The 13,141-nt window shown below is 70.2% G+C and carries 12 protein-coding genes; 2 read left to right on the top strand and 10 right to left on the bottom strand.

Annotated elements, in window-relative coordinates:
- Nucleotides 1-171 precede the first annotated feature (171 nt).
- Nucleotides 172-1,032, bottom strand: coding sequence for an NAD(+)/NADH kinase (locus AB0878_RS08995; protein ID WP_366578007.1), 861 nt, complete (start codon nt 1,030-1,032; stop codon nt 172-174).
- A 121-nt stretch (nt 1,033-1,153) separates the two neighbouring features.
- Here AB0878_RS08995 and AB0878_RS08990 point away from each other — a divergent pair, with 121 nt between their 5' ends.
- Nucleotides 1,154-2,443, top strand: coding sequence for an FAD-binding protein (locus AB0878_RS08990; RefSeq protein ID WP_366578006.1), 1,290 nt, complete (start codon nt 1,154-1,156; stop codon nt 2,441-2,443).
- A 117-nt stretch (nt 2,444-2,560) separates the two neighbouring features.
- Nucleotides 2,561-3,724 (top strand): MFS transporter, encoded by a 1,164-nt coding sequence (locus AB0878_RS08985; RefSeq protein WP_366578004.1) that lies wholly within the window; start codon nt 2,561-2,563, stop codon nt 3,722-3,724.
- 52 nt (nt 3,725-3,776) lie between these two features.
- On the opposite strand, the gene fgd is transcribed toward AB0878_RS08985, so the two are convergent.
- From fgd to AB0878_RS08940, 9 genes are all read right to left on the bottom strand, one after another.
- Nucleotides 3,777-4,775: a glucose-6-phosphate dehydrogenase (coenzyme-F420) gene (gene fgd, locus AB0878_RS08980; protein ID WP_366578003.1), complete on the bottom strand. Its 999-nt coding sequence runs from the start codon at nt 4,773-4,775 to the stop codon at nt 3,777-3,779.
- Between the two features lie 15 nt (nt 4,776-4,790).
- Nucleotides 4,791-5,774 (bottom strand): LLM class flavin-dependent oxidoreductase, encoded by a 984-nt coding sequence (locus AB0878_RS08975; RefSeq protein WP_366578001.1) that lies wholly within the window; start codon nt 5,772-5,774, stop codon nt 4,791-4,793.
- Nucleotides 5,771-7,162 (bottom strand): dihydroorotase family protein, encoded by a 1,392-nt coding sequence (locus AB0878_RS08970; protein WP_366577999.1) that lies wholly within the window; start codon nt 7,160-7,162, stop codon nt 5,771-5,773. The genes AB0878_RS08975 and AB0878_RS08970 overlap by 4 nt, the downstream gene beginning before the upstream one ends.
- Nucleotides 7,159-8,103, bottom strand: a complete 945-nt coding sequence (locus AB0878_RS08965; RefSeq protein ID WP_366577997.1) for an alpha/beta fold hydrolase — start codon at nt 8,101-8,103, stop codon at nt 7,159-7,161. The genes AB0878_RS08970 and AB0878_RS08965 overlap by 4 nt, the downstream gene beginning before the upstream one ends.
- A gap of 109 nt (nt 8,104-8,212) precedes the next feature.
- Complete coding sequence (locus tag AB0878_RS08960; protein WP_366577995.1) at nt 8,213-8,986, bottom strand: GntR family transcriptional regulator; 774 nt, start codon at nt 8,984-8,986, stop codon at nt 8,213-8,215.
- Between the two features lie 163 nt (nt 8,987-9,149).
- Nucleotides 9,150-10,196, bottom strand: coding sequence for an ABC transporter substrate-binding protein (locus AB0878_RS08955; protein ID WP_366577993.1), 1,047 nt, complete (start codon nt 10,194-10,196; stop codon nt 9,150-9,152).
- Between the two features lie 112 nt (nt 10,197-10,308).
- Entirely contained in the window at nt 10,309-11,091 is a 783-nt protein-coding gene (locus AB0878_RS08950) for an ABC transporter ATP-binding protein (RefSeq protein ID WP_366577991.1), read from the bottom strand.
- Between the two features lie 28 nt (nt 11,092-11,119).
- The gene (locus AB0878_RS08945; RefSeq protein ID WP_366577990.1) at nt 11,120-11,983 is read right to left on the bottom strand and encodes an ABC transporter permease; all 864 of its coding nucleotides are present in this window, start codon (nt 11,981-11,983) and stop codon (nt 11,120-11,122) included.
- A 207-nt stretch (nt 11,984-12,190) separates the two neighbouring features.
- The gene (locus tag AB0878_RS08940) at nt 12,191-12,910 is read right to left on the bottom strand and encodes a class II aldolase/adducin family protein (RefSeq protein ID WP_366577989.1); all 720 of its coding nucleotides are present in this window, start codon (nt 12,908-12,910) and stop codon (nt 12,191-12,193) included.
- Nucleotides 12,911-13,141: the final 231 nt, after the last annotated feature.

Raw genomic sequence — 13,141 nt, 5'->3', positions numbered from 1 at the left:
CGCTCGCCTCGCCGATCACCGCTGGATTCTCGGCACGTCGGCCCCGCGCGGGCAAGCGATCCGGACCGTGATTCACACTGCTGTCACACGTTTCCGACAAAAACCGACACGACGAGGGCAAGTGGCGCAGGCGGCGTCGGCCGATCGGCGCAACCGTCCGAAGTGGACCGCTCAGGACGAGGGCGCGATCTCCGCGGAGTCGCTGAGCCGCAGCTTGCGCCGCGCCCGCTGGAAGAACGTGGTGCGGCCCAGCCGCACGACGCGGGCCGCGCTCGGGCGGGCGCACAGTTCGATGCACTCGCCGGGCTGCACGTAGCCCTCGACGATCCCGTCGACCTCCACCGCCAGCCGGCCGCTGTTGGGCAGCACCTCGAGCGCCAGCGTGTCGTCGACCGAGAGCACCACGCCGCGGCCGTACGCGGAGTGCGGCGCGGCCGGCGTGACCAGCAGCGCCTCCACGGCGGGGCTCGTGATCGGGCCGCCGGCGGAGAAGCTGTAGGCCGTGGAACCGGTGGGCGTCGCGACGATGACCGCGTCGGCCGCGTAGCTCACGAACTGCTCCTCGTTCACCCGCACCGCGACCAGCGCCGAGCCGTCGCCGGGCACGCGGACCACGGCGACGTCGTTGAACGCCGTCACCGTCCGGCCGCCGATCACCGCGTCGACCGCCAGGCGCGGCTCGACGGTGAACTCGTGCGCGTCGATCATGGACAACGCACCGGGCAGGTCGGGCACGTCGACTTCGGCGAGGAAGCCGAGCTTGCCGAGGTTCACGCCGAGCACCGGGGCGCGCTGCCCGTCGGCCAGGCGCATGGCGCGCAGCATGGTGCCGTCGCCGCCGAGGCTCACCAGCAGGTCGGACTGGGTGGCGAGCTCTTCCGCCGACACCCCCACCGCCTTGCAGTCCAGGCGCACGATCTCCTCGGCGATGCCGAGGATCTTGATGCCGCGGTTCGCGGCCCACCCGAGGACGGCCTCGACCGCCGGGGCGGAGTCCCGCTTGGGGTGCAGGACCAGACCGGCCGAGTGCATGTCAGCGCTCCCGCTGGTCGAGCGGCACCGCGGATCCGGGAAGCACTGGCTGTTCGGGAAGCATGGGCCAAGTCTGCCCGGATCCGACGGCTTTGGCGAGCCCCGCCTAAGCTGGGCGTTCGTGATCGAGAGTGCGCGCGGCGCGGCCGCCAACTGGGCGGGAAACCTCACCTACGGCGCCCGCGAGGTGCTGACCCCGCGGACGCTCGACGAGGCCCGCGAGCTCGTCGCCTCCGCGACGAGGATCAAGGCGCTCGGCAGCCGCCACAGCTTCAACGACGTGGCCGACAGCCCCGGTGGCGTGCAGCTGGATCTTTCCGGTGTGTCCGGTTCGCCGTCGCTGGACGCCCGCGGCGCCACCGTGACCGTGGGCGGTTCGGTCCGCTACGGCGACCTCGTTGCCCAGCTCGACGAAGCCGGCTTCGCCCTGGAGAACCTCGCGTCACTGCCGCACATCACGGTGGCCGGCAGCGTCGCCACCGGTACCCACGGCTCGGGCGAACGCCACCGTGGCCTGGCCGCGGCCGTCTCCGCGCTGGAGTTGCTGACCGCCGACGGCTCACTGCGGACGTTCACCCGGGGCGACGCGGACTTCGCCGGAGTGGTCGTCGGCGTCGGCGCCCTCGGCGTGGTGACCCGGCTGACGCTCGACCTGGTCCCGTCGTTCACCGTGCGCCAGGACGTGTTCGACGACCTGCCGTGGGCCGCCGCCGTCGAGCACTTCGACGAGGTCCAGGCCGCGGGCTACAGCGTCAGCCTGTTCACGAACTGGGCCCGCGACGTCGTCGACCAGGTCTGGCTGAAAAACCGCGGGCCGGCCGAGGCCCCGGGCGCGCTGCCCGCCGACGTCCCTGCGTCGCTGTTCGGCGCCGCCCCCGCCGACGGACCCCGCCACCCCGCCCACGCCGCCGGCGTCCCGGCCGGCAACACCACCGCCCAGCTCGGCACCCCCGGCCCCTGGTACGACCGCCTCCCTCACTTCCGCCTCGGCTTCACCCCGAGCGTCGGCGCCGAGCTGCAGACCGAGTACTTCGTGCCGCGCGCCGCCGCCCCCGCCGCCTTCGAGGCGCTGCGCGGCATCGGCCACCGCATCGCCCCGCTGCTCCTGGTGTCCGAAATCCGCACCATCGCCGCCGACGACCTCTGGCTCAGCCCCTCGTCGGCCCGCGACAGCGTGGCGCTCCACTTCACCTGGCTCCCCCGCCAACCCGAGGTCGAGGCCCTCCTGCCCACCATCGAAGCCACCCTCGCCCCCTTCGCCCCGCGGCCCCACTGGGGCAAGCTCTTCCACGGCGAGGCCCTCGACCTGGCCTATCCGCGGCTGGCGGACTTCCGCGCCCTGGCGGAGCGCCTGGACCCCACCGGGAAGTTCCGCAACCCGTTCCTGGACCGGCACGTCTTCGCCGACTGACGCGCGGCTCAGCGCACCATCCCCGGCGTTCTCCTGATCACAGTCGGCAGCCTCAATAGAAGGCGTGTGCAACTATTGCCAGCGACGGTAGTTGTCCACGCTTCAAGAGGAGATCCCATGCCGCTCGCCCTGCTCGCGCTGGCCATCGGCGCGTTCGGCATCGGCACGACGGAGTTCGTGATCGCCGGGTTGCTGCCCGAGGTGGCCGCCGACTTCGGGGTGTCCATCCCGGCCGCGGGGTGGCTGATCACCGGCTACGCGCTGGGGGTGGCGGCCGGGGCGTTGCCCATGACCGCGCTCGGCACGCGGATGCGGCGCAAGCACCTGCTGCTCCTGCTGATGGGGGTGTTCATCGTCGGCAACGCGTTGTCGGCGGTGGCGCCGAGTTACGGCGTGCTGCTGGCCGGCCGGATCGTCGCGGCGTTGACGCACGGGGCCTTCTTCGGGGTCGGCGCGGTGGTGGCCGCGGACCTGGTCAAGCCGGAGAAGAAGGCCAGCGCCATCGCACTCATGTTCACCGGGCTGACGCTGGCCAACGTGCTCGGCGTGCCGCTGGGCACGTTCATCGGGCAGGGCCTGGGCTGGCGCGCGACGTTCTGGGTCGTCGCCGGCCTCGGCGTGCTGGGGCTGGCCGGAGTGGCGGCGCTGGTGCCGGACACCCCGCGGCCCGAGAACACGAGCATCAAGACGGAGTTCGCCGTGTTCCGCCACGCGCGGGTGTGGCTGGCCGTCGGCACGACGATCCTGGGCTTCGGGGGCGTTTTCGCGAGCTTCACCTACATCGCGCCCATGATGACGGAGGTCGCCGGTCTCCCGAGCGGCGCGGTGAGCTGGCTGCTGGTGCTGTTCGGCGTCGGGCTCGTGCTGGGCAACCTCGTCGGCGGCAAGTTCGCCGACCGCGCCCTGATGCCCACGCTCTACACCGTGCTCGTCGCACTGGCGGTGGTGCTCGCGGCGTTCGCCTTCACCGCCCACGCGGCCGTGCCCGCGATCGTCACGCTGTTCCTGCTGGGCGGCTTCGGCTTCGCGACGGTGCCGCCGTTGCAGATGCGGATGCTGGCCAGCGCCCAAGCCGCGCCGACCGTCGCGTCCGCCGTGAACATCGGCGCGTTCAACCTCGGCAACGCGCTGGCCGCCTGGCTCGGCGGCGTCGTCATCGCCGCGGGGTACGGCTACGCGTCGACCAACTGGGTCGGCGCCGCCATGACGGCGGCGGCCCTCGCGCTGGCCGTCGTCTCGGGCCGGCTGGACCGAGCCGGCACGAAAGCACTCGTGCACTGACCACAGTGGACACCGCGGGCCCGGCACCCGCGCCGGGCCCGCGGCTTCACCGTCACACCAGCTTGCGCAACCGCGGCAGGATCTCGGTGCCGTAGGCCTTCAGGAACCGCTCCTGGTCCGGCCCGGGGGCGTGGAACACCAGGTGCGTGAAGCCCAGGTCGAGGTACCGCTTGATCGCCGCCACGTGCTCGTCCGGGTCGGACGACACGATGAACCGGCTCGCGGCCCGCTCGATCGGCAGCGCGTCGGCCAGCCGCTGCATCTCGACCGGGTCCTCGACGCCCGTCTTCTCCTCCGGCTTCAACGCCAGCGCACCCCAGAACCGGGTGTCCTGCAACGCCCGGGCAGCGTCCGCGTCGAACGAGACCTTGACCTCGATCATCATGTCCACGTCGCCGACCGCCCGGCCCGACTGCTCGACACCTTCGCGCACGGCGGGCAGCAACGTGTCCGTGTACAGCGACGGCGCCTTGCCGCTCGTGGTGATGAACCCGTCACCACGCCGGCCCGCGAGCCGCGTGGCCGCCGGGCCGGAGCCCGCGATGTAGAGCGGCACCGGCACCTCCGGGCGGTCGTACACCGTGGCCTTCTCCGTGCGGTAGTGCGCGCCCTCGAAGTCCACGCGCTCCTCCGTCCACAGGCGGCGGATGAGCTCGATCGCCTCCTTCAGCCGCGCGAACCGCACCTTCGGCTCCGGCCACTCGATGCCGAGCGGCGCCTCGTTCATCGACTCGCCCGAGCCGATGCCCAGCACCACGCGGCCCGGGAACAGGCACCCGAGCGTGGCGAACGCCTGCGCGACCACCGCCGGGTGGTAGCGGAACGTCGGCGTCAGCACGCTCGTGCCGAGCACCACCCGCTCCGTCGCCGAACCGAGCGCGCCCAGCCACGGCAGCGCGGCCGGCGCGTGGCCGCCGTCGTGGCGCCACGGCTGCAGGTGGTCGCTCACGAACACCGAGTCGAACCCGTTCTCCTCGGCCAGCACGCCGTAGCGCAGCAGCTCCGCCGGCGCGAACTGCTCCGCCGATGCCTTGTACCCGAACCTCACCACTGGACTCGTCCCTTCTCAGACGCCCGCGTTCACCTTGCCGATGATCTCCGACCCGAGCAGCTCGATCTGATCGAACCACCGATCGAACTTGAACCGGAAGTCGAACACCAGGTGCTCCACCCCGGTCGCGGCGAAGCGGTCGATTTCCTCCAGAGCATCCTCCGGTGTCCCGACGATGAGCTGCCCTGAGAGATCCTTCACGGTCTCGAACTTGCCCGACGGCGGCTTCACCGCGAACTTCGCCTTGTTCGCCCAGGCCAGCAGGCCCGGGACGTTCACGTGCTTCACCGCCTCCTCGTACGTGCGCTCGATCGACGTGGGCGGGATCACGGCCACGGTCGGCATCGTGCGCCCGGCCGTCTCCGACAGCTCCCGCATCGTCGTCACGCGCTTGTCCAGCGTCGCCATCGAGATCCGGCCCGGCATCCAGCCGTCGCAGAACTCCACCGCGAGCCGCGCCGAACGCGGGGTGGCGCCGCAATACCAGAACGGTACCCGCCCGCCCAGCGGCTTCGGCTCGATCGTGATGTCGCTGAACGAGAAGTTCGCGTCCGAGTAGGTCACGTCGTTCTCGGTGAACACGCGCTTGAAAATCTCGGCGTTGGAGCGCACGAGCTCCACCCGGTCGCGCTCGCCCCACTCGATGGCCTCGAACTCGTGGTCGAACGTGCCGGCCCCGAACCCGAGGATCACGCGCGGGCCGAACAGCTGCGTCATCGTGCCCGTCATCAGGGCCGTGATCAGCGGGTGCCGGAACGGGATCAGCGAACCCGTGCCCAGCTCGATGCGCTCGGTCACGGCGCCGATGGCCGTGAGCGTGGTCAGCGCGTCGTAGAACGTGCGGTTGGGCTTCTCCATCTCGCCGTGCGGCTCGAACACCAGGTGGTCACGCACCCAGACCGAGTCGAACCCGGCCTTCTCGGCCATGATCGCGCCCTGGAGCACGTTGTCGCGCGAGGCGTGCTCGCCGAAATGCGGGAGCAGCAGTCCGAACTTCATGCGTTCTGCACCTTTCCTGACACCGCCTGCTTGCCGTGCCCGGCCTCGCCGGTCACCTTGCCGTCCGCGAACACCTCGGTGCCGCGCACGTAGGTCTGCTCGATACCGGCCGTGAGCTGCCGGCCGTCGTACGGGGTCCAGCCGATTTTCGAGAGCACGCCCTCGTTCGTGATCGTCCACGGCGCGTCGAGGTCCGCGATCACGAAGTCCGCGTCGCAGCCCGGGGTCAGCGCGCCCTTCACACCCTGCAGGCCGAACTTCGCGGCCGGCGCGCCGGCGACGAGCTCCACCGCGCGGTCGAGCGTGAGCAGGCCCTTGTTCACCGCGTCGAGCGCGAGCGGGTAGAAGTACTGGATGCCCGGCGTGCCCGTGTGGGAGCTCCACATCTGCGTCCAGCCGATCTCCTTCTCCTCGCGCGTGTGCGGCGCGTGGTCGGAGGAGAACATGTCGATCGTGCCGTCGCGCAGGCCTTCCCACACGGCTTCGCGCCCGTCGTCGGGCACCCAGTAGGACAGCGCGTACGGGCCGAGCTTCTCGACATCGTCCCAAGTGGACAGGAACGGAAGCCAGTGGTTGACCTCGCAGGTCACGTCCACGCCGTGCTCCCGGGCCCGCCGCACGGCCTCGACCGACCGGCGCGTCTGGATGTGCGCGAGGTGCACCTTGCAGCCCGACGCCTCGGCCAGGCGCAGCACGACCTCGATGGCGGTGTCCCAGATGACGCCGTTGCGCGCGGCGTAGGCCGACGCGTACCCCTGCGGCGTGTTTTCCCCGCGCGCCAGGTATTCGCCCTCGATGTAGTCCATCAGCGACTGGTCGTGTGGGTGGATGATGAAGCGCTTTCCCGTCTTGGCGATGGTGTCCATCATGCGCAGCAGGTCGCCGTGCCCGTGCATGCCGGTGCCGGCCGGGTGCGGGTAGGTGCGGCCGGTGTCCACGACCATGTAGATCTTGTAGGCGTTCACGCCCATCGCGGCCATCGGCGCGATCTCGTCGGGCTGCGTGGCCGCCGGGTTGTGGTTCCAGTCCACGATGGACTTCTCGGCGTAGAGGTCGAACACCTCGCGCAGCGTCTTCGCGGTGGTGGTCGGCGGGTTCAGGTTCGGCATCCCGAAGATCGTGGTGACGCCGCCCGCGGCCGCCTGCAGCGAAGTGGTGTAGATGTCTTCCTTGTGCTCGAACCCGGGCTCACGGGTGTGCACGTGGACGTCGACCATGCCGGGCAGCACCAGCTTCCCGGTGGCGTCGACGGTGCGGCCGACGTCGGCGACCTCGACGGAGCCGGACACGACCCCGACGACCTTGCCCTCGTTCACCAGCAGGTCGCCGTCCACGGCGCCGCCGGGCAGCTGCACCCGGCCGCCGCTCACGCGCAGATCGATGCTCATGCCTTCACCTCCACTACGGCCGGGTGTCCGCCCGGCCGGCTCGAACGCACGACCACATCGGCCGGGCGGAGATACTCCTCGAACCACGCGACGATGCGGGGCGTCGTCGCGGTCCAGTACTTGTCGTAGGCGGCGTAATGGCTCGTGTGCCGCTGCATGATCAGTTCCTTCGGCCCGCGCGCGGCCTCGTAGATCCGCTCCGCGTGGTCGGTGGGCGTGGTGGCGTCGTTCTCCACGCCGATCACGAGCAGCGGCGTGTCGAGCGTCGCCGCCGCCTCGGCCGGGCGGTAGGCGATGATCTCCTCCGCCGCGGCCAGGCGCACCTGCTTCGGCACGCGTCCGTCCACATCGGACTTCACGCTCGTGGCCCGGCGCTCCGAGGTCGGCACCATGATCTCTTCACGCGGGTTCACGAGCTTGCCGGCGCCGTGCAGCGTCCGCTCGCGCCGGTCGGCGTCCAGCTCCGCCAGGAAGTCGAGCCACTGGTACTCGCTGCGCATGCGGTGCAGCCAGTCGCCGCCGTCGGCCACGGGCAGCTGGCTCACCGCCGCCCGCACCCGCGGGTCGACGGCCGCGAGCAGCACCGCGTTGCCGCCGCCCGTGCCGCCGCTGCCGAACACCCCGATCGAGTCGGGCAGCACGTCGGGCCGCGCCTCGGCGTAGGTGACGGCACTGCGCAGGTCGGCCAGCTGCCGCGCCGGCGACAGCAGCTCCGGGTCGCCCTCGGAGTCGCCGAAGCCGCGGTAGTCGAACACCAGCACGGCGAACCCGGCGTCGGTGAGCGCCTGGTGGTAGCGCACGTAGAGCTTCGCGTCCTTCAGGCCCATCCAGCCCGGGCCCTGCACGACGACGCGGTAGGGCCCGTCGCCCTCGTCGGGGGTGCGCCAGAGCCCGCTGATGCGTTCGCCGTCGCTGAACCAGGAGACCTCGTCAGTTCTCATGCCGTTTCCGTTCACTCCTGCCCGCCGGTTTCCGGGCAGGGGGTACCTGCCCGGCGATTCGGCCGGGTTTGCGGACAACGCGGTATTCGATTGAGGGAAAGGGATTCGGTTACGCGGGGAATTCGCTGTCGGGTTCGCGATCGCTTTCGCCGGAAAGGATCCTGGCGACGCCTTCGCTCACTTCGCGGAGGTGATCGTGCAGCGCCGCTTCGGCCTTCTCGACGTCACCGCGCTCGACGTGGTCGACCAGCGTGGTGTGCCGCCCGTGGTGGCTGCGGCTGCCCGACACCCGCCAGCCGAGCAGGTACCGCCCGACACTGCTGCGCAGGTCCTCGATCAGCTCCACCAGCCGCGGGTTGCGCTCGGCGTCGTAGAGCTCCCGGTAGAACCGCACGCGGACGTCGAGGAAGCCTTCGCCCTCCTCCTCGGAGTCGAGCAGCTCCGCGTTGCGGCGCAGGCTCGCGATCCGGTCCGCGGTCATGGTCTTCATCGACTTGCGCAGCGCGTGGGTCTCGAGCAGGTCGCGCAGCTCGTAGATCTCCACGAGCTGCTCGGCCGTCAGCGTCTTGACTACCGCGCCGCGGCGCGGGTGGAACTCCACGAGCCCCTCGGCGTCGAGCCGCAGCAGCGCGGCCCGCACCGGGAGCCGGGACACCCCGATCGCGGTGGCCAGCGCCTCCTGCCGGAGGTGCTCCCCGGGGGCGAACGCCCCGGAGAGCAGCGCCTGGCGCAGGACCTCGTAGACCATGTCGCCGATCGAACGGTAGCCGCTCGACAACCGCGACACGACCTCGTCGAAGCTGGCGCGGCCGGTGATCGCGGACCCCTCCGGGGCGCCGCCTCCCGTACCGCCGCCGGCTCCACCGGACTGACGCTGAGCCATCGTGACCTAGCCTCCCCTCGACCGGCGTGCACCGGCCGTCAAGCGGTTACCATTCGTCGTTAATATCCGGCCAATCGTATCCTGGATCCATTATCGGACCGACCCCGGCGAGTCCTTTCCCACGGGAGCTTTTCACCGGATCTTTCCGTTGCGGATCAGGTGATCAGCCGAGCTTCATGGCCGCCGTCGCCTTGTCCCACGTGGCGGTGTCGACCCACACGGACGTCGCCGGTGCCTTGGTGATCGCGCCGACCTTGTTCGCCAGATCCTCCTGGACCTTCGCCGAGGCCTCGGAGTAGGCGTCCTTCGAAGCGGGGAACGTGTCCGCCGCCTTGAGGGCGTCGTAGGTGCTCGACGCTTCCTTCTCGTCCGCCTTGGCGTAGGCGACCGCGGCCTTGACCCACTGGTCCTTGTCCGTGTTGAAGATCTGCGCCGCCTTGATCCACGCCTGGTCGATCGCCACGGCCAGCGCGCCGTGGCTCGCCAGCCACTGCGGTGAGGTCGCGAGGAACGAGTCCGCGAGCTCAGGCGCGGTCTTCGACATCGTCACGAGGTCGTGGAAGCCGGCCGAGGTCAGCTTCGACACGTCGGTGGCGTGGGCGAACGTCGCGTCGATGTGGTGGGTGAGCATGGCGCTCACGCGCACCGACGCGCCACCGGCCACGGTCGTGGTGACCGCCTTGGGGTCGATGTTGTTCTTCGCCAGCAGGTCGGCGAACATCAGCGCCTCGACGCCGTGGACGTTCGAGGTGCCGTAGACGTGACCGGGCAGGTCCTTCATCGAGGTCAGCGAAGGGGCGCCGATGAAGTGGTAGTCCAGCCGCGGCTGGCTCGGCCCGAAGATCTTCAGGCCCGAGTTGATCGACGACGAGACGGCGAGCGTGCCGATGTCGGCGTCGCCGGCGAGCAGCACCCGGATGGCGGCGGGGTCGCCGGTCTGGTTCACGATCGACGCGTCGGCGCCCCAGCTCTTGAGGACCTGCGCCATGAGCGCGATCTTGGTGTCCTCGATGGCGGGGGCGGCACCGGTGACGATCCGGATGGTGGTGCCCTTGAGGTTCGGCGTGCCGTCGGCCGAGGTCGGCAGCTTGTCACCGGTGCCGGTGGCCGCGTCGCCGGAGCCGCACGCGGCCGTGAGCGACACGGTGAGCGCGGCGATCGCGCCGACGACGAGCGCCGTGCGGCGCCGCCGCGAAGAGGGAGCGGACATCGCGGACCCTCCTTTCTGGACTGGATCTGACGGTGGGGTGGGGGTTGGGAGTGCGGTTCGAGCAGGAACTTCAGTGCAGTGACTTCAGTGCGGTGACTTCACTGCGGGTACTTCAGTGCAGGCCGAGCACGATGCCCAGCACGTGGTCACGCAGCTTCGCCACCTCGGGATCGCCGAGCAGCTCCGCGTGCGTGCGCGGTTTGGGGAACGGGACCTCGACGACATCGCGGACCGAGCCGGGCGAGGTACCCATCACCACGATGCGGTCGGAGAAGAACACGGCCTCGTCGACGTCGTGCGTCACGAGCACCGTGGTCGCGCCGATGCCTTCGATGATCGTGGCGATGTCCTGCTGCAGCCGGCGCCGGGTGAAGGCGTCGAGCGCGGACAGGGGTTCGTCCATGAACAGCACGTCGGGGTCGCAGGCCAGGGCCCGGGCCAGGCCCGCGCGCTGCTGCATGCCACCCGAGAGCGCCGACGGGTAGTAGCCCGCGAAGTCCTGCAGGCTCGTCATCTCGAGCTTCGCGGCGATCGCGGCGTCGACCTCTTCGGGCGGGAGCTCCTTGGCCTTCAAGGCGAAGGCCATGTTCTCGCGCACGGTCTTCCACGGCAGCAGCGCCGGCTCCTGGAACACGAACCCGATCGACCCCGGCACGCCCTGCACGGGGTTGCCGTTGATGCGGATCTGGCCGTCGTCGACCGGGATGAGCCCGGACATCATCCGCAGCAGCGTGGTCTTGCCGCAGCCCGACGCGCCGATCAGCGAGATGAACTCGCCCTGGCGGATGTCGAAGTGCACGTCGGAGACGGCGAGGAAGCTCTCGGCCTTGCGGCCCGGGCGCTGGTAGCGCTTGGACACGTGCTCGATCTCGATGCACGCCGTGGGTGCGCTCATGGCGGACCTTTCCTAGACGATGCCGGGTTCAGACGCGGGTGTGGGCCGAGCCGGTGGACGACCACGGGGCGAGCTTGCGGCGCAGGACCTCGAGGACGATCGTCCCGATCACGCCGACGATCGAGGAGCTGATGATCGAGGCGAGCAGCGGCGCGGTCTGGAACGAGTCGCCGTAGTTCTGGATCAGCCCGCCGAGACCCTTGAGGCTGATGTCCATCTCGCCGATGATCACACCGATCAGGGCCTTGGCCAGTGCGATGCGCAGGCCGGCGAAGATGTAGGGCACGGCGTTGGGCATCGCGACGTGGCGGACCACCGACCACTCCCCCGCCCGGTAGACCTTCGCCATGTCGAGCAGGATCGCCGGGGTGTTGCGGGTGCCTTCGGCCGTGTTGATGATGATCGACCACACCGCGAGCAGGAAGGTGATCGTGACCTCGGAGGTGAACCCGATGCCCGTCCAGATCACCACGAGCGGCGTGAGCGCGATCAGCGGCGTCGCCTGGAAGAAGCTGACGTAGGGGTTGAGCACGCGCGACACGGTTTCGCGCCGGCCCATCCACACGCCCACCGCGATGCCGACCACGGCCGAGAGCCCGAAGCCCGCGGCGAGCACCTCCATGGCCCGCAGGAAGGCCGCGCCGAGCTCACCGTTGCCGATGATGTCCACAAAGGACGTGGCGACCGCCGACGGAGTGGCCAGCAGGATCGGGTTGACCTGCGCGCCGAAGATCTGCCACACGCCCAGGAACACCACGACCGACGCGACGGGCAGCACCCGGCGGCGGACCTTCGCGTTCCACGGGATCCGGAACTTCCTGGGTGGTGCGGCCGGCGGTCCGGCCCGGTCCGGGGCCGAACTGGCCAAGCTCGTGTCTTCGGTGAGGGACACCGTGACCTCCTCCGGTTGTCAGTTGGAGCCTGGATCCATTCGACATCAAGGTCAAGCAGTCCGGCCGTGAACTGTTCTGTTCGGGGATGACGTACCTGTGCAGCGTGGATTCGTACACTGTGGACACGAGAAGTGCGCACAACGACTGCCACCGGCCGGTTTTCGCGGCCGACGGGGTTCTGTCCAGTGTGGAGCTGTCCGGTGTGGTCAGGCGGCGAGCACGCCGGCGCGGCGGCCGAGGTGCACGTAGTGGTCCCAGAGCTTGCCGGGGCGGTGCCCGCCGCGGTCGTAGCTCTCGGCGACCTGCACGATCTCTTCGGGCGTGAGCGGCAGCGGGGTGCCGAGCTGGCGCGCGAGGAGGAGCGTGCGGGCGTTCTCCTCGAGGTCGAGGCAGTCCATCAGCAGTTCCTGGATGCGGTTCGCGACCACGACCGTGCCGTGCGAGCGCAGCAGGCACGCGCCGGCGTCGCCGAGTGTCTTCGCCACGGCGTCACCCTGCTCGCGCGAGCGGATGTGCGTGGGATCGGGGTGCACGGCCAGGCCGTCGGGGAACTTGTAGGCGAAGTGGCGCATGGGCAGGAACGGGTGGTCGACCATGGTGAAGGTGGTCGACAGCGTGGGGTGGCCGTGGCAGATGAAGTCCACGTCGGGCCGCGCGCGGTAGACGCCGGTGTGGATGGCCGTCTCGGCCGGCGGCGGGAGCTCGCCCTCGACGAGGTTGCCGTCCAGGTCCACGACCAGCAGGTCTTCGGGGCGCAGCGCGGCCCGGCTCGCGTCGCGCGGCTGGATGAAGATGCGGTCGTCGGTGCCCGGGACCCGCGCGGAGAGGTGCCCGCTGTAGTCGAGGACACCTTTGAACACGAGCAGACTGGTGCAGGTGACGAGATCGGCCCGTACTCGGTCGGCGTCGGCCTGGGAATCGATCATGAAAGCCCTTCCTCTCGGATTGGCGATTGGATCCAGGATAAAGGAAACACTTTCACAGCGGAAGTATCTCCAGGTCGCGAACCGGCCACGGAGTTGCGGCCGGCGCGCGGGGTGGGGCTGTTGTTGCGGGAAGGTTAGGCCTCCGCGCCGCCCGGCGCCATCATCTCAGGTAACGCTTCCGATTTTCCCGATCGAGTCCTGGCGCGACAGACGTCAACAGGGGACACGGCC

Source organism: Amycolatopsis sp. NPDC047767 (genome assembly GCF_040704195.1).
Lineage (GTDB): Bacteria > Actinomycetota > Actinomycetes > Mycobacteriales > Pseudonocardiaceae > Amycolatopsis.
The sequence above is the reverse complement of the archived record's forward strand: the minus strand, read 5'-3'. Positions and strand labels throughout refer to the sequence as shown.

Excerpts from the sequence above, each read along its gene's own strand:
- AB0878_RS08965 (WP_366577997.1), bottom strand. The coding sequence starts at position 8,103 with ATGAGAACTGACGAGGTCTCCTGGTTCAGCGACGGCGAACGCATCAGC.
- AB0878_RS08985 (WP_366578004.1), top strand. The coding sequence starts at position 2,561 with ATGCCGCTCGCCCTGCTCGCGCTGGCCATCGGCGCGTTCGGCATCGGC.
- AB0878_RS08940 (WP_366577989.1), bottom strand. The coding sequence starts at position 12,910 with ATGATCGATTCCCAGGCCGACGCCGACCGAGTACGGGCCGATCTCGTC.
- AB0878_RS08955 (WP_366577993.1), bottom strand. The coding sequence starts at position 10,196 with ATGTCCGCTCCCTCTTCGCGGCGGCGCCGCACGGCGCTCGTCGTCGGC.
- AB0878_RS08975 (WP_366578001.1), bottom strand. The coding sequence starts at position 5,774 with ATGAAGTTCGGACTGCTGCTCCCGCATTTCGGCGAGCACGCCTCGCGC.
- AB0878_RS08960 (WP_366577995.1), bottom strand. The coding sequence starts at position 8,986 with ATGGCTCAGCGTCAGTCCGGTGGAGCCGGCGGCGGTACGGGAGGCGGC.
- AB0878_RS08970 (WP_366577999.1), bottom strand. The coding sequence starts at position 7,162 with ATGAGCATCGATCTGCGCGTGAGCGGCGGCCGGGTGCAGCTGCCCGGC.
- AB0878_RS08995 (WP_366578007.1), bottom strand. The coding sequence starts at position 1,032 with ATGCACTCGGCCGGTCTGGTCCTGCACCCCAAGCGGGACTCCGCCCCG.
- AB0878_RS08950 (WP_366577991.1), bottom strand. The coding sequence starts at position 11,091 with ATGAGCGCACCCACGGCGTGCATCGAGATCGAGCACGTGTCCAAGCGC.